General features: G+C 67.7%; 22 protein-coding genes. 6 read left to right on the forward strand and 16 right to left on the reverse strand.

Going from position 1 to position 17,317, the window contains the following annotated elements:
• Positions 1–186: 186 nt before the first annotated feature.
• The 6 genes from ACUDP5_RS17070 to ACUDP5_RS17095 are packed head-to-tail and all read left to right on the forward strand — an operon-like array spanning position 187 to position 5,558.
• Positions 187–321 carry a hypothetical protein gene (locus tag ACUDP5_RS17070; RefSeq protein WP_255358774.1) on the forward strand — a complete coding sequence of 45 codons (135 nt, stop codon included), beginning with the start codon at positions 187–189 and terminating at the stop codon, positions 319–321.
• 43 nt (positions 322–364) lie between these two features.
• Entirely contained in the window at positions 365–2,545 is a 2,181-nt protein-coding gene (locus ACUDP5_RS17075; RefSeq protein ID WP_445656684.1) for a YcaO-like family protein, read from the forward strand.
• A gap of 11 nt (positions 2,546–2,556) precedes the next feature.
• Complete coding sequence (locus ACUDP5_RS17080; RefSeq protein ID WP_445656685.1) at positions 2,557–3,459, forward strand: hypothetical protein; 903 nt, start codon at positions 2,557–2,559, stop codon at positions 3,457–3,459.
• Positions 3,456–4,574 (forward strand): hypothetical protein, encoded by a 1,119-nt coding sequence (locus ACUDP5_RS17085; protein ID WP_445656686.1) that lies wholly within the window; start codon positions 3,456–3,458, stop codon positions 4,572–4,574. The genes ACUDP5_RS17080 and ACUDP5_RS17085 overlap by 4 nt, the downstream gene beginning before the upstream one ends.
• Before the next feature lie 25 nt (positions 4,575–4,599).
• Complete coding sequence (locus tag ACUDP5_RS17090; protein ID WP_263913986.1) at positions 4,600–5,163, forward strand: tetratricopeptide repeat protein; 564 nt, start codon at positions 4,600–4,602, stop codon at positions 5,161–5,163.
• Positions 5,164–5,171: 8 nt separating this feature from the next.
• On the forward strand, positions 5,172–5,558 hold the full coding sequence (locus tag ACUDP5_RS17095) for a hypothetical protein (RefSeq protein WP_263913987.1): 387 nt from the start codon (positions 5,172–5,174) through the stop codon (positions 5,556–5,558).
• A gap of 24 nt (positions 5,559–5,582) precedes the next feature.
• On the opposite strand, the gene ACUDP5_RS17100 is transcribed toward ACUDP5_RS17095, so the two are convergent.
• From ACUDP5_RS17100 to flgC, 16 genes are all read right to left on the reverse strand, one after another.
• Positions 5,583–6,701, reverse strand: coding sequence for a hypothetical protein (locus ACUDP5_RS17100; protein WP_445656687.1), 1,119 nt, complete (start codon positions 6,699–6,701; stop codon positions 5,583–5,585).
• 61 nt (positions 6,702–6,762) lie between these two features.
• Positions 6,763–7,539: a sigma-70 family RNA polymerase sigma factor gene (locus ACUDP5_RS17105; RefSeq protein WP_263913989.1), complete on the reverse strand. Its 777-nt coding sequence runs from the start codon at positions 7,537–7,539 to the stop codon at positions 6,763–6,765.
• Between the two features lie 11 nt (positions 7,540–7,550).
• Entirely contained in the window at positions 7,551–8,300 is a 750-nt protein-coding gene (gene fliP, locus ACUDP5_RS17110) for a flagellar type III secretion system pore protein FliP (protein ID WP_445656688.1), read from the reverse strand.
• Positions 8,297–8,569 (reverse strand): flagellar biosynthetic protein FliO, encoded by a 273-nt coding sequence (locus ACUDP5_RS17115; protein ID WP_263913990.1) that lies wholly within the window; start codon positions 8,567–8,569, stop codon positions 8,297–8,299. Before ACUDP5_RS17115 ends, fliP begins: the two co-directional genes overlap by 4 nt.
• Positions 8,570–8,619: 50 nt before the next feature.
• The gene (locus ACUDP5_RS17120) at positions 8,620–8,934 is read right to left on the reverse strand and encodes a FliM/FliN family flagellar motor switch protein (RefSeq protein ID WP_263913992.1); all 315 of its coding nucleotides are present in this window, start codon (positions 8,932–8,934) and stop codon (positions 8,620–8,622) included.
• A gap of 75 nt (positions 8,935–9,009) precedes the next feature.
• Positions 9,010–9,774 carry a FliM/FliN family flagellar motor C-terminal domain-containing protein gene (locus ACUDP5_RS17125; RefSeq protein WP_445656689.1) on the reverse strand — a complete coding sequence of 255 codons (765 nt, stop codon included), beginning with the start codon at positions 9,772–9,774 and terminating at the stop codon, positions 9,010–9,012.
• A complete protein-coding gene (locus tag ACUDP5_RS17130; protein ID WP_445656690.1) occupies positions 9,774–10,973 on the reverse strand; it encodes a flagellar hook protein FlgE in 1,200 nt (399 codons plus the stop codon). The genes ACUDP5_RS17125 and ACUDP5_RS17130 overlap by 1 nt, the downstream gene beginning before the upstream one ends.
• 11 nt (positions 10,974–10,984) lie before the next feature.
• Positions 10,985–11,374, reverse strand: coding sequence for a flagellar hook assembly protein FlgD (locus tag ACUDP5_RS17135; RefSeq protein ID WP_025136186.1), 390 nt, complete (start codon positions 11,372–11,374; stop codon positions 10,985–10,987).
• 5 nt (positions 11,375–11,379) lie between these two features.
• Entirely contained in the window at positions 11,380–12,063 is a 684-nt protein-coding gene (locus tag ACUDP5_RS17140; RefSeq protein ID WP_445656691.1) for a hypothetical protein, read from the reverse strand.
• Complete coding sequence (locus ACUDP5_RS17145; RefSeq protein WP_445656692.1) at positions 12,050–12,508, reverse strand: flagellar export protein FliJ; 459 nt, start codon at positions 12,506–12,508, stop codon at positions 12,050–12,052. The genes ACUDP5_RS17140 and ACUDP5_RS17145 overlap by 14 nt, the downstream gene beginning before the upstream one ends.
• A complete protein-coding gene (locus ACUDP5_RS17150) occupies positions 12,505–13,842 on the reverse strand; it encodes a FliI/YscN family ATPase (RefSeq protein ID WP_445656693.1) in 1,338 nt (445 codons plus the stop codon). Before ACUDP5_RS17150 ends, ACUDP5_RS17145 begins: the two co-directional genes overlap by 4 nt.
• Entirely contained in the window at positions 13,839–14,618 is a 780-nt protein-coding gene (locus tag ACUDP5_RS17155; protein ID WP_445656694.1) for a FliH/SctL family protein, read from the reverse strand. Before ACUDP5_RS17155 ends, ACUDP5_RS17150 begins: the two co-directional genes overlap by 4 nt.
• Positions 14,615–15,136, reverse strand: a complete 522-nt coding sequence (locus ACUDP5_RS17160; RefSeq protein ID WP_263914001.1) for a hypothetical protein — start codon at positions 15,134–15,136, stop codon at positions 14,615–14,617. The genes ACUDP5_RS17155 and ACUDP5_RS17160 overlap by 4 nt, the downstream gene beginning before the upstream one ends.
• Positions 15,136–16,563 carry a flagellar basal-body MS-ring/collar protein FliF gene (gene fliF / locus ACUDP5_RS17165; RefSeq protein ID WP_445656695.1) on the reverse strand — a complete coding sequence of 476 codons (1,428 nt, stop codon included), beginning with the start codon at positions 16,561–16,563 and terminating at the stop codon, positions 15,136–15,138. The genes ACUDP5_RS17160 and fliF overlap by 1 nt, the downstream gene beginning before the upstream one ends.
• A gap of 17 nt (positions 16,564–16,580) precedes the next feature.
• On the reverse strand, positions 16,581–16,883 hold the full coding sequence (gene fliE, locus ACUDP5_RS17170) for a flagellar hook-basal body complex protein FliE (RefSeq protein WP_263914004.1): 303 nt from the start codon (positions 16,881–16,883) through the stop codon (positions 16,581–16,583).
• Positions 16,880–17,317, reverse strand: coding sequence for a flagellar basal body rod protein FlgC (flgC, locus tag ACUDP5_RS17175; protein WP_263914005.1), 438 nt, complete (start codon positions 17,315–17,317; stop codon positions 16,880–16,882). Before flgC ends, fliE begins: the two co-directional genes overlap by 4 nt.

Here is a 17,317-nt window from a genome sequence, read left to right on the forward strand (position 1 = left end):
ATCCGCACTCAACTTCTCCGACCGGCGCGCCGCGGGTTTAGCGGCGCCGCTTGCCTTTCATCAATTCCTTCACCGCCCTAAACCGCCCCGTCTTCACCCGGACAAGTTATGCGAGCCGGCTGATACCCGGACTCTTCATCCAACGCATGCCGCAAGGCGTGCAGATGTCCTGAAACCGGAGCCACCATGAGCCAGACCCCCGTTACCACTCCCCAGCCCGTCGCCGGCCAGAACGACCCCAAGCGCTTCACCTGGACCGCGTCCAGCCAGCAGCGTCGCGGCCAGTCCGTGCCCGTTCCCGCGGGCAGCAGCGGCAAGTAAGCAGACCGAGGCCTGCGGCGGCAGCCCCGCGCAGGCGCCGCCCATGCAACTGGATCTTCCTTATGTGTTGATGCCCGGAAGCCTGCTGCATGGCGATCGCCTGCAATGCCGGCTGCCGACGCGCACGCTGTCGCTGGATGCACCGGCGCGCGTCTTGCGCGCCCTGCATGAATTCGACGGCACGCTCACCCCGCGCGATTGGCTGCAGCGTCGGCAAGCCGAGCATTGGCACGCCGATTCCGTCACGGGCCTGTTGCAGGCCTTGATCGACGAAGGCGCGCTGGTCAGCCTTCACGATGCGCCGCGGCATTGGTGGGCCTATGCCGAAAACCCGCGCACCTTGGGCGAGCTGCCCGATGCGCAGGCGCAGCAAGCCCTGGTGTTGGCGGCCCAACAGCGTTTGAATGCCGCGCCGCGACGCGATGCGATCGCGATCGACAGCCGCGGCCCCGCCACGGCCCTGCATGCGCTGCTGGCCACCCGCCGATCGCGGCGCAGCTTCGGCCCGGATGCCATCGACGCGCCAACATTGACGGCGATGCTGTGGGCGGCCGCCGGCATCGTGGCCGACGCCGACGCCACGCGCACCACCAGTCCGTCCGCGGGCGCGCTGTATCCCCTGCAATATTTCTACGTCAATCTGCGAGACTGCGGCGCCGCGGATGCGTCCTGCCCGGCGCTCTTGGCTGCCGGGGTGTACCGATTGACCGCTGCACCCGCCGGCCGTTTGCATTACGGGCCTATCGATGCCGACCTGTCGCGCAGTTGCGCCGCATTTTCCTCGCCGCAACTGCTGGACCACGCCCAGGGCGTGCTGGTGATCGCGGCCGATTTTTCCGTCAGCGCGGCAAAGTACGGGCCCCGGGCCTTGTCGTATGTTCCGCTGGAAGCCGGCCACGCCGCCCAGAACACGCTGCTGGCAGCCGCCGCCAGCGGTTGCCACGCGGTGGAGATCGGCGGCTTCATCGAACGCGAGCTGGGCCGCTTGCTGGGCTTGTCCGCCGCCGTCGTGCCGATCACGAGCGTGTTCATCGGTTCGGCCAGCGCAGAAGCTGACGCGCCGACCGAAGGCGAATTCGATTGGGTCGACCTGCAGGCCGCCGGCGACGCAAGCTTTTATCTGGGCCGCGCCCGATGCGATCCCTCGCACCCCTGGTCGTGGGGCCGCGATGCCCAACCCGCCCAGGCCCGGCTGAAAGCCGAGATGGAAAGCCGCGAACGTGCGGCGCTGCTGCATCCGCACGGCCTGGTGGCGGCGCGGCGCCGCGACCTGCCAGGCGCCGTGCACCCGGCCGACGTGCTGCGCTATCGCGACGCCCAGTATCGTCGGCGAAGCTTTCCCTACCAACGTTTCGACGACGCGGCCACCTATTGGTGGAAAGCGGCCCACGACGTCTTCACCGACCAGCCCTGCTTCATGCTGGCAGACCTGGTGTACCTGGAAGACGCACTCTCCGATCTGCACCGCCCCACCGCCTACACCGGCGGCAATACGTCCGGCGTCGCCAGTCATGCCTCGATGCAAGCTGCGCTGGAAAACGCCGTGCTGGAACTGATTGAACGCGACGCCTTTGTGCGTCTGTGGCTGGGACAGGCCGCCCATGCCGTGGACGAAACGGTGCTGCCTGCGCTTGTACAAACCCGCGTGCAGCGCTTGCGGGCGGCAGGCCTGCGGATCGAACTGCGGAATCTGCCATCGCCGTACTGCCAGGTCGCCTTCTGCTTTGCGCAATCCACGGCGCACGCGTTCACGCGTGTTGCCAGCAGCGCAGGCTACACGCTTGACGCAGCCATGGACCATGCGCTGATGGAATTGGAAGCGCAGGTCTACGTGACGATGCATCAACCCCAGCCGTCTCCCTTGCGCCCGGCGCAAGTGCAAGAAGCCGCCTGCCATGCAGAGCTGTATCGCCAGAAAGCGTATTTCCGCCGTGCGGACCATCTGGTGTCCATGCCGTTGCCGCCGATACATCGTGGCGACGGCGCGCGGGACGGCAACGACCTGCTCGCGCGCCTGCGCCGCGACGGCCAACGGCTGATCGCCGTCGACCTGAGCGAGGGCGCGCCGCTGCGTACGCCCACCGTGCGCGCATTCATACCCGGCTTGATTCCCCTGAAGTTCGGCGCCGGCAACGCGGCAGAGGGGCATCCCGCCTATCAACACACCTTGCAGGCCGCAGGCAGGCCCCGCCGCCAGCACGCTTTCCCTCATCCCTTCAATTGAAAGGCTCCGCCATGACTCCGTTTCCGGTTCACGATGCGCCCGAGGCGCTGACGATCGTTCAGCACCTGAAGGCGCAAACGCCGTTTGCCGACGCCTGCGCGGCGATGCAGGGCCAGACATCGTCGCAATTGCTGGCGATTGCGTTGCCGCCCGGCCTGTACCAGGGATTGCAGGACGCCGCGATCCAGGCGATCGAGGCGCACGGCCTGCACGGCTGGCTGTCGGCCGAAGGACGCTACGACGATCACAACTACCAGTCGCTGTCGCTGGTGCACAACCCCGACATGCACGACCCCGGCGTGCAAGATGTGCACCAGGCCACGCTGGGCACCTCAATGAACCCGATCAGCGAGTTCTACTACAACTCGGTCGAGCGCCATCGCACCCTGAAGAACACCTACTTCGATTCGTACGGCTTTCGGGTCCGCACGCCCGCGGCCCGGCTGGGCGCGTTGGGCACGTTCCTGGATCAGTGCGGCCTGACGCTGATCCGTTCCCGGCTGTCGGTGCTGATCGGCGAACGCGGCATCACGGCGGATTTCATGGACGGCTGGCACCGCGACGAGCCGGTGTTCGAGAACCTTCGGCTGAACATCCCGCTGACGTCCGACCCGGCGTACCGCCTGCAGATCGAGCACGCCAAGGACACGCCCCAGGCCGATTCCGACACCATGACCGAGCACTTCCTGGCGCCCGGCCATGCCTACACCTTCAATACCAACATCCCCCACCGGGTCTACGTGAAAGAACCCAGCAATACGCCCCGCATCCACCTGGTACTGGGGTTTGCGCCCTGGTTCGACCATGACGCCCAGCGCGATAGCTGGCAGGCCAACCGGCACTTCGGCAGGACGCATCCCTTTGACCTGCTTCGCGGCGGCATGTTGCACCCCGACCTGAAGGCATCCACATGAAACATAATATCGTTCTACTTGCCTCGCACAGCCGCGAAAGCGCCGCCAAGGAAAAGCAATATCACGCCGCAGCCCACGCGCTGGACCTGACGGTCGTACCCTACCCCGACGCCCACACGCTGGGCGTGTTCGCCTGCAGCGACTTTCGCAGCGTGGACGCCGCCAACCTCGCCGCGCTGCACCGGGTAGCCGGCCCCGACGTGCTGGCCACCACCATTGCCACGCAGAAATCGCTGGCCTATCGCCATTTCGCGCGTTGCGGCTTCAGCACGCTCTGGGCGCATGCCCCCTTGCGCGCCGAAGACCTGCTGCTGGACCTGCCCTACGCCATCATCGTCAAGCCGGACAAGGGCAGTGGCTCGTTCGCCGAGCACCCCTGGGCCTACCAGCGCTATGACAGCCTGCGCCATTTTCATGACTGGCTGGTGGCCCAGGACCTGCTGGAGGCCTTCCTGGCCTACCAGAACGACCCCAATTCCTGGTACGGCCGGTATCTGACGATGGAGTACATCGGCGACAGCGACGTGTACACCGCCGCGGCCGTGGCCGGTCCGGAAAAGATCGTGATTCACGAAGGCGGCCGCCTGCGGTTCACGCGCGATTCGATGCAATGCGAATGGATGCTGCTGGGCCAACGCCACCCCCGCCACACGCAGATCGGCCGCATGATCCAGTCGCTGCACGATATCGGGCTGCGGCAGTCCATCATCTACATCCAATGCGTGGAGAAGGACGGCGAGCTGTGCCCCATCGACATCAACCTGCGGCCCGGCACCATGCCGGACCGGGCTTTTCTCGGCCTGGGCCTGCCCTTCTACCCAGCCGCGCTGGCCTACATGCTGGGCCTGGCCGATACCCTCGAATTCTCCTGGCCAACCCCCTATGTGGGTATCCGGCGGCTGGTGTTACCCTTGCAGCATGGCCGGCGCCAGGCGACATTCGGCGCAGGATGCGTGCCGTTGATTCAAGAGCTGGCGTACGATTCGAGCCGCCCCTACGACCTCGGCCACGCATGGCCCATGTTTGCGGTCACCGGGCACGATGCGACGCACTGCGCACAGCTTGCCGAATCCCTGGCAGGCAATCTGCAATTGTCCGCCATCGCCTCTCTCTGACCCTCATCTGCCGCGCGCCATTGCCATGACCCAAGCCCCCGTTCCCCCACCCTTTCTCGAACCGTATGCCCAGGCGCTGGAGCGCGGCGACAACGACGCCGCGCTGGCCGTGCTGCAGCAGGCCCGCCAGGCGCAGCCTCGCTCCGGCGAAGTCCTGGCGGTATTGGCCGCGCACCATATGCAGCGCGGCGAACCCGATGCGGCCGAAGCGGCCTTCATCGGCGCCTTGCAGCTTGAACCCACGCTGGCCACCGCACGCTTTCAGCTGGGCCTGTTGCAGTTCACCAGTGCGCGGCCCCTGGCTGCGTTCCAGACCTGGCAACCGCTCGAGGACCTGGGCGAAGTCCACTTCCTGGTGCTGTTCAAGCGCGCCTTCGCGGCGCTGGCGATCGACGCCTTCGACGACGCGCTGCTGCTGATTGAAAAAGGCATCGCCAACAATCAAGAGAACGCGCCGCTGAACCACGACATGCGCATGGTCGCCGCGCATATCCAGGCCCTGCAAGGCCGCGCCGACGACCCCGTACCCGGGGAACAAGACGAAGCCGCAACCCAGTTCGTGCTGGCATCCTACAAGCAGAACCTGTAGGCCCCACGATGATTGACGGCATTGGGCGCCTGGCCCAGCTTATTCAGCAGCGGACCGCGGCAGGCGGACGCGCGGGCATCACCGGCAAGGCCGACAAGGCCACCCGCGCCAACGGCGCAGCCAAGACCGCGGAACCGCCCGCGTTCACCGAACTCGTGACCCGTGTCGGGGCCTTGAGCCCCGACGACCCCGGCAGGGAGCGCAAGGCCTTTCGCTACTTCCTGGAAGCCGCCCTGCTCTCGGACCTGGGCACGAACCTGATCAACGACCCCAAATTCCATCAACTGGTGGACATCGTGCAGCAGCGTATGGAAGCACAGCCTGACCTGTTGGCGGCCAGCCGGCGCGCTGCGCGCCTGCTCCTCGCCATGCCGAAGGATACGGCGGAAAAATAGAGCGGCGCCCTCGGGCGCCGCTTGTCACTGGCGAATCCAGTCCGCCAGGGATCGGCCGTCTGGCGCCTCGACGCCGCGTAACGCCCGCGCCGCCAGCGCCTGGAATTCGTCTGGATTCTGCAATGCGCCGCCCAGCACCGCCTGGGCGAAACGCGCAGACAGCGATGCCGGATCCAGGCGCAGGGCCCGCTCGATGTGATGCTCGGCCTGATCGCGCTGGCCGGCCAGGGCCAGGCCGATGGCCACCGCGCCATGGCTTTCGCCGAAGTTGCGGTCCAGTTCCAGGGCCTGCTGGAACGCCGTGGACGCACCCGCCACATCGCGGCCCAGCAGCCGCGCCCAGCCCAGCCCGTGCCAACTTCCGATGTGGGCGGGCATCAAGGCCGTGGCCCGCAGAAATGCGGCCTGGGCCGCGCCGGCGTCCTGCTGCAGCAGATGCGCGATGCCCATCGACGACCAGGCTCGGCCTTCATTGGGCCGGGCCTGCACCACCTGTGCCAGCGCCGCCAAGGCGCCCGGCGCATCCTTGGCCGCCAATGCCAGGGCGCCGCGCGTGGTCAACGCTTCGAGCGAAGGCGGTTCGCCGTCCAGCGCCAGATCTGCCCACAGGCGGGCGGCGGCGAAATCGCCCGCGTCCAGCGCCATCAGGCTCAGCACCCCGGCGGCCTCGGGCTGCTCACGCAACAGCTCGCCGCGCATGCCGGCCAGGGCCAGGCCTTCTTTCAGGCGGCCCAGAAAGTGCAGCGTGCGCAAGCGGTTGGCCCACGCGTAATCGGGCAACTTGCCGGACGCTTGCAGCACCGCCCAGGCAGCTTCGGCTTCGTCATGACGGCCGGCGTAGTGCAACAGACTGGCGTGCGCGGCAGCCAGATCCGCGTCCTCCGGGTCTCGCTCACATAAGCCTTGCTGCAGCGTCAGCGCCTCGCCCCAGCGGCCTTGCGCCGCCAGCCAGGCGCCGCGCCGGTACGCCAGGTACGGGTCGTCGCCCGCGCTGGCCTGCGCCGCGTCCAGGTAGGCCCCGGCCCGCTCGTGCAGACCCAGGCTCAGGGCCAGCTCGAACGCCTCGACCGCCAAAGCGGTGTTGTCCGGGTCCTGCCGCAGGTAGCCGTCAAAGCGATCCAGGCGGTCTATGGGATTCGACATGGCAAGCGTTCCTGTATAGCGAAATGTGTTCAAGGGGTTAGCGTAGCGCGATCCGCGGCGGTCAGAAATCGGCCGAAGATTGCCGGTATTTGGCCAGTTCGTTGCGCAGCATTTCCAATGCCCGCTTGTGCAACTGGGAAATCCGCCCTTTGGTCAGCCCCAGCTCGGCCGCGATGTCCTGGAAAGGGACGTCCTGCATATAGTGCGCGCGCACGATGTGGCGTTCGCGCTCGGGCAAGGCCGTCACCAGCGCCAGCACGCGATCACGCAATTGTTTGAGTTCGACCTGTTCGTAGGCGCCCAGGCCAGTAGCCGCCTGGCCCGCCTGCCATTCGATCAGGCCGGAACCTTCGAGCAGCACGCCCAACGCCACGCCCACGCCCACGGCGGCCAGCCGGCGAAACAAGGCTTCGGTGGATTCCAGGCCGTCGTCCTCGCCATCGTCTTCGGCCCAGGACGCCATGCGGTCTTCATTGGCGGTCAGCCGGCGCTGGATCGACAATTGCTGCTGGCGCTCGGTCAGCTTTTCCAGGCCGTTCAGGATGGAGCCAGCCATGCGGGTCGTGGCGTACGTCTTGAAGGACGCGCCCAGCCCGGGCTGGTAACGGTCCACGCATTCCATCAGGCCCAGCGACGCATATTGCAGGTAATCGTCGAACTCGAAGTCCTGCCCGCCCCGCCGCGAATACATGCGGGCCGCGATGGCGCGGGCATAAGGCAGGTACCGGGTCACCAGCCGGTCACGCAGGGTCTGGGTGGGGGCCTCGCGGTAGGCGAGCCACAACCGGTCCTCTTCGGGTAGAAGCGGCCAGTCCGATTCGTAGGAGCTTGTGCTCATAGCCAGGGCGCTCAATGGAATGACCCGATCGTCGAACGCAAGACCAGCCCCCAACCGTCGATCAGCACGAACAACAGGATCTTGATCGGCAGGGAAACCGTGACCGGCGGCATCATCATCATGCCCAGTCCCATGAGGACGCTGGACACGATCAGGTCGATCAGGAGGAAGGGCAGGAAAATCACGAAACCGATCTGAAAGGCCACGCGCAGTTCGGACAGCATGAATGCGGGAATCAGCTGCACGTTGCTGACCTCTTCCAGCGTGTTCGGCTTGGGCGCGCCCGACAGCTCCAGCATCAGCGCCAGGTCTTCCTCGCGGGTCTGCTTGATCATGAAGGCGCGCAGTGGCTGGGCGCCGCGGGCATAGGCGTCTTCGATCGACAACGTGCCCTGCATGAAGGGCTGCAGCGCGTGCTGGTTGACGTCCTGCGCCACCGGCGCCATGACGAACAGCGTCAGGAAAAGCGACAGGCCCAGCAGCGCGGCATTGGGGGGAGTCTCCTGCATGCCGAAGGCGTGGCGCAGCATCGACAGCACGATGATGATGCGCAGAAATCCCGTCATGCAGACCAGCATGGCCGGCAACAGGCTCAACACCGTCAGGCCGATGGCGACTCTGAGCGCCATGGCGGTTTCTGGCGCTGCGGTGGGGGACAGCATAGAGCCCGCCGAGGGCGCCTGCCCGGCGGCCAAGGCGCTACCCGCATACGCGAGCGGCAACAGCGCCGCCATGATGGCGGCAAAGTGACGCGGCTTCATGGTGCGCTCCGCGCGTCTTCGTCCGCCACGGGCTCGCGCGCCAGTTCGCAGGCGCCGGCGTCGCTGACAGACAGCAGCAGGCGCTGGCCGCCAAACTCGATGACCTCCAGCGTGACCTTCGGACTCAGACGCGTGCCGCCCAGGCGCCGCAGCGCCGGACCGGAAGTCCGGCGGCCTGCTGGCGACCCGGCACGCGCGCGCCACCACAGCACGATGCCGCACGCAGCCAACGCCAGCAAGATCGCCAGCGCCCAGGACCACGACTGCAATCCCGTGGTTGGAGCCGTTTCTCGCGCCCACTCCAGGGGCGTGCCGGCGCTCATGCGAGCGAACGCAGATCCAGGGGTAGCTCAATGACGCGGACGCCGAAATGGTCACCGACCGCGACCAGTTCGCCTCGCGCCACCACGCTGCCTTCCAGCAGCAGGTCCACCGGCTGATCGACCCGCCGGTTCAGCGCGAACACTTGCGCGCTCTTGGCGTTGATCAGGTCTCCCACCGTCAGCTCCACCTCGCCGACCCGCACGGACAGCGTCGCCCTGACGCTGTGGATGGGGTTGAGATTGCGGATCGCCAGCGCCTGCTGCTCGGCCTGGGCGTCCACGCCTTCCGGAAAATCGATGGGTTGAGCCATTGCGCCGGCAATGTCTCCGTGTTGCGTAGTCAAATCCATACTCCTGAAGCGTTTTTCTAATATTGCGGACGTCGCCTACGGCGCCGCCCGTCCAAACCGGATGGCCTTCTGCGGGCCGAGTCTTGCCAGATGCGCGTCGGCGACCGGCGACGCATCACCGGCCAGCAGCGCCACCGGTTCATCCAGCTTGTGGTCCAGGGCGATCACGTCGCCCACCGTCAACGAACAAAGACTGCCGATGTCCAGCCGCACCGAACGCAGCGCGACGGACAGGGTGACCGGACGCCGGCCGATCACCTGCGGTAGCGGCACCAGCGGCGTATCCAGCGCGTCAGGCATACGCGCCGCGACGCTGCGCGCCACGCCTGCGCTGCACACCAGCACCAGCGGCGCACCCGCCACCGACAACGACAGCGCCAGGCCGCCGCGCAACAGCCCCGCGGGCAAGGCGCACGCCGCCTCGTCATGGGCCACGGTCCAATCGAAATGGGTGCACAGCGATGCCGCCAGCGCACGGGCGGCCTGACGCGCCGCAGCCTGCGATACCGGACCGCCATGGCGGGTCACCGCATCCGGATCTCGCGCGTCGTCGCACAACGCGGCCCCCAGTTCACGCGCCGCGGCATCCGGATGGGTGAGCCAGACGCCATCCCGGTCGCCGCTGCCGGTCAGGCGCCACCAGCCCGCGACAACCGCCTCGGCTTCGGTGACGTCGCCGCCGGACACGGTGGATTCGTCAGCGCCCCATTGCCCCGCCCAGTCGCGCAACGCCTGACGCACCTGGTCTGCGGCCCGGTCGCGTTCCGCCTGCGCCCACCACGCTATCGTCCAGGTCGTCATCAGCGCCTGCCTTTCAGGTCGAACAGCGACTGGATCAGGTCGTTCGCGGTGGAAATCGTCTGCGACGCCGCCTGGTAGCCGCGCTGCATCACGACCAGGTCGCTGAATTCCTGCGACAGGTCGACGTTGGACCCTTCGACGCGGCCGGTCTGCAAGCGCCCGAAGCCCGCCTCGCGGGGGTTGCCCACCGTACGGCCGCGCGCGTCCGCCAGCACGAACTGGCTGGCGCCCAGCGGCGACAGCACGTCGTCTGACGCAAAGCGCGCCAGCGCGATACGCGAGCCCTGCACGGATTGACCATTGGAATAGGCCACCGACAGCGTGCCCGAGGCATCAAACGTCACGCCCGTGGCGGTGCCTGCGGTGTAGCCGTCCTGGCCGGACACGGTCAGAGTGGACGTGGTGCCCGACGCGAACGAGGTCACGCCCTCGCTGAAATCCAGCGTGATCGACTGCGTCGCCAGCGACGGCAGCGCGTAGGTCACGCCGATCTTGGCCGAAGCGGGGTCCAGCCGGCCGTCCTTGAATACCAGCATGCCTTCGCCGATCTTGTTCGGCCCGTCTTCCACGGTGACCTTCCAGGCGCCCGGCTGCGTGGCCCCCATGTTGGCGAACGACACCTTCAGCAGGTGTTCGGCGCCGCTGCGGTCGTAGATCTTGACGGCAGCCAGTTGGTGGTCCGTGCCTGTCGAAGACAGATAGCCCGTGAACCGGATGGACGAGGTGGAGTTGGCGGGCGACGTCGTCATGCCCGCCAGCGAGATCTGCCCGAGGGGCCCTTCGCCTTTGCGGTCGGTGCCCAACACGATCGCCCCGTCGCTCTTGTTGCGCAGGATGCCGTCATCGCCGAAGTCGAACTGGCCGGCCCGTGTGTAGCGCACCTCGCCGTCCGGCGCGCGCAGCATGAAATAGCCGGCGCCGTCCACGGCCATGTCCAGGCTGGCGCCCGTCTGGCGGGCCTCGCCCGGCGAGAAATCGATACGGCTGGCGTAGGCGTTGACGCCGCCGCCGTTGCCATCGCCGCCCAGCCCCTGCCGATCGTGCTTGTACGGCACGCTGGCATTGAACTGCTCTTCGAACAGCAGCTGGGACTTCTTGAAGCCCGGCGTGTTCATGTTGGCGACGTTATTGCTGATGGTGCGCAACCCCTTGGAAAATCCGTTCATTCCCGCCAGGCTGAGCCAGATGCTGTCGAGCATGCCCTTCCCCTTTAACGGATGGCCGACACCGAGCCCAGGCTCAGGTCATTGACGATGGACCCGCTGGAGGTCCGCACGCTGAGCATGGGGCTGCCCGACGCCAGGCTCAGCGCCGTCACTACGCCAGTGATGCTGCCCGTGGCCGACTGCACGTCCACCGTCTTGCCAATCAGCCCCACCGACTGCAGGGTGGATTGCAGGCCCACCAGCTGGTCGAGCTTGGCGTAGGTCTGGCGGCTTTGCTCCAGCGACGAGAACTGTGCGATCTGGCCGATGAAGTCCTGGTTTTCCATCGGCTTGAGGGGGTTCTGGTTGGTCAATTGCGCCAGCAACACCTTGAGCAGGTCCTGCATGCCCAGTTGGGTCGAGGCGGATGCCGCCGCGGTCGAATCGATTGCCATGATGCTTACTCCGACGATTTGGATGAGGACAATTGCGATCCGTCCACCACTGGACGGCCGTTGAGATACAGCGATGCCACGTCTTGCCGCCCCGACGACAGGCTGGCGGCAATGGCGGCGGCCAGATGGCTGGCCTCGCGACTGTTCAGCGAGGCGTCCCGAATCCAGACGGATACCCCTTGCTCGCCGCTTTCTGCATGGATGGACTGTTTGCGGGCACGGGCGCTGCGCAAGACTTCCCCCTGGCCAGCCGTGGCAGCGAGCAGCGCCGAGTTGCCCTGCAGGCGGGTCGATGTGGCGGCAGGCTGCGGCAAGGCGGCCAGCGGCGCCGGCAACCCCATTTGCGCCACAGCGCCCGCGCCCATCGTCAGGCGCGCAACCGCTGTGGGCGGCCCGACTTCGGCCGAGGCGCTGGGCGAAGCGGGTGCCTCGTCCTGCGGGCCGGAAAACGGCGCGTCTGTCTGCCCCGCGCGCTCCGCCCCGGGCCGGGCGGGCGGCGCAGACGGACCCGATCCCGCTGGCGCCCGCTCTTGCCCCGCCGCCGGGGTCCGGTCGCGCAGCCACGACCGGGCCTGGGCCTGCTCCACCGCCTGGCGCCAATCGCCTGTGCCACCGCCTGGGCGAGTGCCGCCGGCAGCCGTGCCGGCCGGGCCGACGCCGCTTGGCATCAGTGCGTCAAAGGCGGTCATGGTTGCCTCCCCGCAGCGGCCAGGCGTCATCGGCCTGCCGTTGGTCGCTGCGCGCGGACTCCTGTTGGAAATCGCGCGCGGCGTCCTGCTTGTGACGGTCCAGGGTGTCGCTGCGCCGATGGGCGCGCAGCACCTGTTCGCGGCATGCCTGAACAGCCTCGATCAAGGCCGCCTCATGGCCGCGGGCGGCATCCAGCCGCCCCTGCATCACGCTCAAGGCCGCGCGCACCACCTCGTGGCGCGCCGGGTCGAACCCGCCGGCCGCCGTCGATGCCCAATCCGCGTGATGCCGTGTCAACGCCTGGCGCAGCCCTTGCAGGACGTCCTGATGCGCATCCAGCCGCTGCTGCGCCTGGGTCAACGCCAGACGCGCCTGTTCCAGCCGATGCGTATACAAGGACTCCAACGCGGCAAGCGAATACTTGAAGCGGGTCTGCGCCGTCATGACGCCTCCCGCTGCCCGCCGGCAATGATTGCCGCGAGCGCCTCGAAGGCGCCGCGGCGGGTGTCCGGCGCATCGGTCTCCTGGCGCAGCCAGCCGTCCAGTGCGGGGGCCAGCGCCTGCGCGGCGTCCAATGCGGGATTGGTGCCTGCCTGATAGGCGCCGATGTCCACCATCTGGCGATTGCGCTCGAGCAGCGCCAGGCTGGCTGACGCCTCGGCCATCAGCGCCCGCTCGGGCTTGCTGGACAGTTCGCCGGCCAGGCGGCTGACGCTGCGCAGCACATCGATAGCCGGGTAATGCCCCCGATGGGCCAGGTCGCGGGTGAGCACGATATGGCCGTCCAGCGTGGCCCGCAAGCTATCGGCGATCGGTTCATTGAAATCGTCGCCTTCCACCAACACCGTGAAGATGGCGCTGATCGATCCGCCGTTTTCCAGCCGGCCGCAGCGTTCGCACAGTTCGGGAATATCGGCGAACACCGACGGCGTGTAACCGCGAGCGGTCGGGGGCTCGCCCGCAGCCAGCCCGATCTCGCGCCGCGCCATGGCGTATCGCGTGACCGAATCCATCGTCAGGAACACGCTTTGCCCCTGGTCACGGAAATACTCCGCAATCGCCATCGCCGCATAGGTGGCACGGGCGCGCATCAAGGCGGGCTCATCCGACGTCGCCACCACCACCACGGACCGCGCCAGGGCATCAGGCCCCAACTGCCGCTCGATGAAATCCCGTACCTCACGGCCGCGTTCACCGATCAGGGCAATCACGTTCACGTCAGCCTGCACGCCCCTTGCCAACATGCCCAACAGCGTGCTTTTGCCGACGCCGCTGCCAGCGAAGATGCCGATCCGCTGCCCTTGCCCAAGGGGCAACATGGCGTCGATGACCCGCACCCCCGTCTCCAGCGGCGTGTCGATCGGCTTGCGATGCAGGGGATTGACGGGAGCCGCCTTCAATGGCGCCAGGGCGTCCGCTGCCACGGGCACGCCGCCGTCCAGCGGTTCGCAAAATGCGTTCACCACCCGGCCCAGCAGCGCCTGGCCTACCGGCACCCCCGCCAGGCTACCCGCCACGGTGACCCGGCAACCCGCGGCCACCCCGTCCAGCCGGCCATACGGCATCAGCACCACGCCATCGGGCCTCACGCCCACCACTTCGGCCAGAATGTCCGCCCCTGCGCCCTGCGGCGTGATCCGGCACAGCTCGCCAAGGCTGGCGTCAGGACCGGCGCAGGTCACGACCAGGCCGGCGACGTGCCTCACAGCCCCGTCGCGGGCATAGAGCGCCGCGCTGTCGATCGCCTTCAGATAGGGCGCCATGGCCGGCATGCTCATGCCTGCTCTCCACGCGTGCGGTAGGCCTGCGACAGCGCATCCGCCAGCGCGGTGACCTGCTTGTGCAGGCGCGCATCCAGATTGCCGGTCGCCGTCTGCAAGACGCAACCGCCCTGCACTGCAGGGTCGGCTACCCATTGCACGTCGGCAGCTTGTGGCGCCAGGGCGGCCGGATCAATGCCGGCTTCTTTCAAGAGTTCGATGTCGGCCGGCGCCATCCGCACCCGCCATTGGCCAGGGTCGCGCAGTTGTGCGCCGGCCTGCCGCACGACCGCCGCGACCCGCGCCGCATCGGGCGCCTCGCCCAGCATGCGCGCCAGGGCCGCCAGGGTCAGTTCCAGCGCGGCGTCCTCGGTCGCCTGGCGATCTCGCGCCAGCGCCTGCACCAGCGCATCCGCCACTTCCTGGAAGCGGGCCTGTTGCGCCGCCAATTGTTCGACCACCTGGGTCTGCGCCTGGCGCAGCCCTTCCTCGCGACCTGCCCGCAGGCCTTCCTCTCGGGCAGCCTTGCGCAACTGATCCGACTCGGTCTGCATCATGCGCTGCGCCAGCGCCAGGCTGCGCTGTTCGATTTCGGCCTCGGTCAAGGCGGGATCCACGGGCACCACCGCAGGCGGCGCGGCGGCGGGCGCAGGCGAGACGACCGCCTCCGGCGCCGGTCGCGTGGCGGGCGGATGGGCCGCTACCGGCGGACGCGGCGCCAACGCCGGCCGCTGCCCCAACAGGCGCGAAGACGGCGCGACCGGCATCTGGCGCAGGATGGCAGCGGTCTTCATGCCGATCTCCCGTCGCGCCGCAGGAATTGCCAACGCGCGGGCCGCGGGCGCCCCAGCGCCGACTGACGCGCACCCAGCCGCTGCTCCAGCTCGTCCACGATGGCCTGCTCCAGCGCCACGGCGGGCGCCAGTTGCAGCGCCAACGTCTCGATCCGCCTGGCCCGCGCAATACCGCACAATTCCAGCAGTTCCCCCTTCCAGGGCCACTCATGACGCCGCACCACGCGGCTGACCAAAGCGTCCGACTCACCGCGCAACAGGGCCCAGACATCCTGGGCGCTGGCCCGCAACAGGCGCGCCCCTGCCGGCGCCTGGGCCGGATCGCCCGCCAACAGCTCGCGTTCGCGTACCAGTTGGCGCACCAATTCAGGGTCGGCGGGGATGCCCGTGCCTCGCAGTTCGTCCACCAGCGCCGTCAACTGACGGCGCTGGCCATCCGGCAACTTCGAGAGCAGCCAGGCCCGGTCACGGCCGGCGACCGCATGCAGGGCCAGGGCGCACAGACGCAGACCATCCATTACGGCTTCTCCGCGTCGGCGGGCGTCTTGCCGGGTTCCAGCCAGCCACGCAGTTGGTGCAGCAGTACTTCACGCTGTTCGGCCGACAGTCTGGGGGCCTGGTTCCGGCGGCGGCCCACCAGCAGCAACAGGATCAATCCCACCCCGCCCACCGCCAGCAGCAGTGCGATCGCCAGGCGCGGGGTCCATTCGAACTCCGTTCGCAATGGCGGCGGCTCGGCCGCCTTGGCCACCGTCATGCCCACGTCCTGTACCACCACGCCGCTGCGCGCGGCCATCTGTTCGGTGCTGTAGACGATGACCGTGTCGCCGCGCTCGACCTGTGCGCCGGCGGCGTTACCCACCAGCGTCTTCAGGCGTTCCAGCGCCACGCCGTCCATGGGCCCCCGCACCACGGCGGTCACGCCCATTTTCATGATGACGCCGGGCGTGGACACGATCTCCTCGACCTTGCGGCCGGCCTGGTAATCGGTTTCGTTGTCCGTTCCTCCCCCCGCACGCCGGCCGTTGTTGACCCCCGCACCGGGTTCGCCGTCACGGTTCGAGCGCCGTTCGCGCACCACCACGCCAGTGGGTTGCCCCTTGCCGGCGGGCGAATACGGCAGCACGTCTTCGGTCGTGATCCGAATCCGGTCCATGTTCAACAACACGTCCACCGTCGCGACCACCGTACCGTTGCCGAAGGTCTGGTCCAGCATGCTGGTCACCTTGCGGGCCAGGTACTCCTCCGTGGATCGCTTCAATGCCAGGCGCGTGTCGGCCGACGTGGCGCCGTCCGACTCGCCTGCCCCCGCCGTCAGCGCAACGCCGTTCTGGTTGACGATGGTGACATTGCGCGTCTCGATATCCGGAATCGACGCCGACACCAGCCGCTGAATGCCCAGCACCTGCTCGGGCGTGAGGCTGCGGCCGTCGCGCAGCGCCACCGCGATGGACGCCGTGGGCACGCCCGCACCCCGATGGAACAGCCCCTGCTCCGGCATCGCGATCAGCACCCGCGCCGATTCCACATTGGCCAGCGACAGAATCGTGCGCGTAATTTCGCCTTGCAGCGCGCGTTGGTAATTGATGCGCTGGGCGAATTCCGTCATGCCGAAATCGGCATTGTTGAATAGCTCGAACCCCACCGCGCCATGCAGCGGCAGATCCTGGCCCAGCAGGCGGATGCGGGTCTTGTGCACCACCTCCTGGGGCACCAGGATGGCGGTGCCATCCGCCTCCAGCCGATAAGGGATCTTCTGCTTGTCCAGCTCGCTCAGCATCACCGAGGCGTCCTGCGGCTTCATGCCGGAAAACAGCACCTGGTAATTGCCGCGCGTCAGCATCCAGCCCGCCGTCGCCACCACCGCCACGATGACCACGGCGCCCGCGATCAAGGTGTAGCGCTTACGCCGGTCCAGGCGCGTCCAAAACTCCGATAAAGACATGTCAGGTCAACCCCGGTTCAAATCTGCATGCGCATGACTTCCTGGTATGCGTCCAACAGACGGTTGCGCACTTGCAGGAACAACTGGAAACTGGCCTTGGCCTCTTCCATATGGATCATGACTTGGTGCAGGTTCTGTACATCGCCAACGGCCAGCCGCTGAGCGTCGGTCTCGGTTTGCAGCAGCGCGCGGTTCACGCCCGTCAGTCCCGAATGCACCAGGGCGTCGAACTGCGCCGCCACGGGCGCGGCCGCGGCAGGCGCCTGGGCCTGGAGCTGAACCGCGGCGGACTGCAACGCATCGATTGCGGCAACGGTCATGGACGGCCTCCGATCTCCAGCGCCTTCATCGCCATGGATTTGGCTGCGTTGAACGCCGCCACGTCCGCCTCGTAGGCGCGGCTGGCCACCATCAGCGTCATCATCTCGGTCAGCGTGTCCACGCCCGGATAGGAGACATAGCCGTCCTTGTCCGCCTGGGGATGCCCGGGTTCGTAGACTCGCCGAGCCGGCGCCCGATATGGCGCCACGCTCAAGCGCTGGTCCACCGACAGGCCCTGTTCGACCATGGCGCCGAAACTGCGGACGGCGGGCGTCGCGCGCGCAGACGACATTACCCGCAGCGGCTGAAAGCCTGCACCCTTGGCCGACAGCGGCGTGTTGGCATTGGCCAGGTTCAGGGCGGCGACGTCCGCGCGCAGCTTCTCGGCGCTCATGCCGGCAGCGCTGATGGCGAATGCGCTCTGGTAATCCAT

The sequence above is a fragment of the Achromobacter sp. NCFB-sbj8-Ac1-l genome, from assembly GCF_052695805.1.

Bases quoted from the DNA above. Each gene is read 5' to 3' on its own strand.
- ACUDP5_RS17070 (WP_255358774.1), top strand. From the start codon at position 187: ATGAGCCAGACCCCCGTTACCACTCCCCAGCCCGTCGCCGGCCAGAAC.
- ACUDP5_RS17075 (WP_445656684.1), top strand. From the start codon at position 365: ATGCAACTGGATCTTCCTTATGTGTTGATGCCCGGAAGCCTGCTGCAT.
- ACUDP5_RS17080 (WP_445656685.1), top strand. From the start codon at position 2,557: ATGACTCCGTTTCCGGTTCACGATGCGCCCGAGGCGCTGACGATCGTT.
- ACUDP5_RS17085 (WP_445656686.1), top strand. From the start codon at position 3,456: ATGAAACATAATATCGTTCTACTTGCCTCGCACAGCCGCGAAAGCGCC.
- ACUDP5_RS17090 (WP_263913986.1), top strand. From the start codon at position 4,600: ATGACCCAAGCCCCCGTTCCCCCACCCTTTCTCGAACCGTATGCCCAG.
- ACUDP5_RS17095 (WP_263913987.1), top strand. From the start codon at position 5,172: ATGATTGACGGCATTGGGCGCCTGGCCCAGCTTATTCAGCAGCGGACC.
- ACUDP5_RS17100 (WP_445656687.1), bottom strand. From the start codon at position 6,701: ATGTCGAATCCCATAGACCGCCTGGATCGCTTTGACGGCTACCTGCGG.
- ACUDP5_RS17105 (WP_263913989.1), bottom strand. From the start codon at position 7,539: ATGAGCACAAGCTCCTACGAATCGGACTGGCCGCTTCTACCCGAAGAG.
- fliP (WP_445656688.1), bottom strand. From the start codon at position 8,300: ATGAAGCCGCGTCACTTTGCCGCCATCATGGCGGCGCTGTTGCCGCTC.
- ACUDP5_RS17120 (WP_263913992.1), bottom strand. From the start codon at position 8,934: ATGGCTCAACCCATCGATTTTCCGGAAGGCGTGGACGCCCAGGCCGAG.
- ACUDP5_RS17125 (WP_445656689.1), bottom strand. From the start codon at position 9,774: ATGACGACCTGGACGATAGCGTGGTGGGCGCAGGCGGAACGCGACCGG.
- ACUDP5_RS17130 (WP_445656690.1), bottom strand. From the start codon at position 10,973: ATGCTCGACAGCATCTGGCTCAGCCTGGCGGGAATGAACGGATTTTCC.
- ACUDP5_RS17135 (WP_025136186.1), bottom strand. From the start codon at position 11,374: ATGGCAATCGATTCGACCGCGGCGGCATCCGCCTCGACCCAACTGGGC.
- ACUDP5_RS17140 (WP_445656691.1), bottom strand. From the start codon at position 12,063: ATGACCGCCTTTGACGCACTGATGCCAAGCGGCGTCGGCCCGGCCGGC.
- ACUDP5_RS17145 (WP_445656692.1), bottom strand. From the start codon at position 12,508: ATGACGGCGCAGACCCGCTTCAAGTATTCGCTTGCCGCGTTGGAGTCC.
- ACUDP5_RS17150 (WP_445656693.1), bottom strand. From the start codon at position 13,842: ATGAGCATGCCGGCCATGGCGCCCTATCTGAAGGCGATCGACAGCGCG.
- ACUDP5_RS17155 (WP_445656694.1), bottom strand. From the start codon at position 14,618: ATGAAGACCGCTGCCATCCTGCGCCAGATGCCGGTCGCGCCGTCTTCG.
- ACUDP5_RS17160 (WP_263914001.1), bottom strand. From the start codon at position 15,136: ATGGATGGTCTGCGTCTGTGCGCCCTGGCCCTGCATGCGGTCGCCGGC.
- fliF (WP_445656695.1), bottom strand. From the start codon at position 16,563: ATGTCTTTATCGGAGTTTTGGACGCGCCTGGACCGGCGTAAGCGCTAC.
- fliE (WP_263914004.1), bottom strand. From the start codon at position 16,883: ATGACCGTTGCCGCAATCGATGCGTTGCAGTCCGCCGCGGTTCAGCTC.
- flgC (WP_263914005.1), bottom strand. From the start codon at position 17,317: ATGGATTACCAGAGCGCATTCGCCATCAGCGCTGCCGGCATGAGCGCC.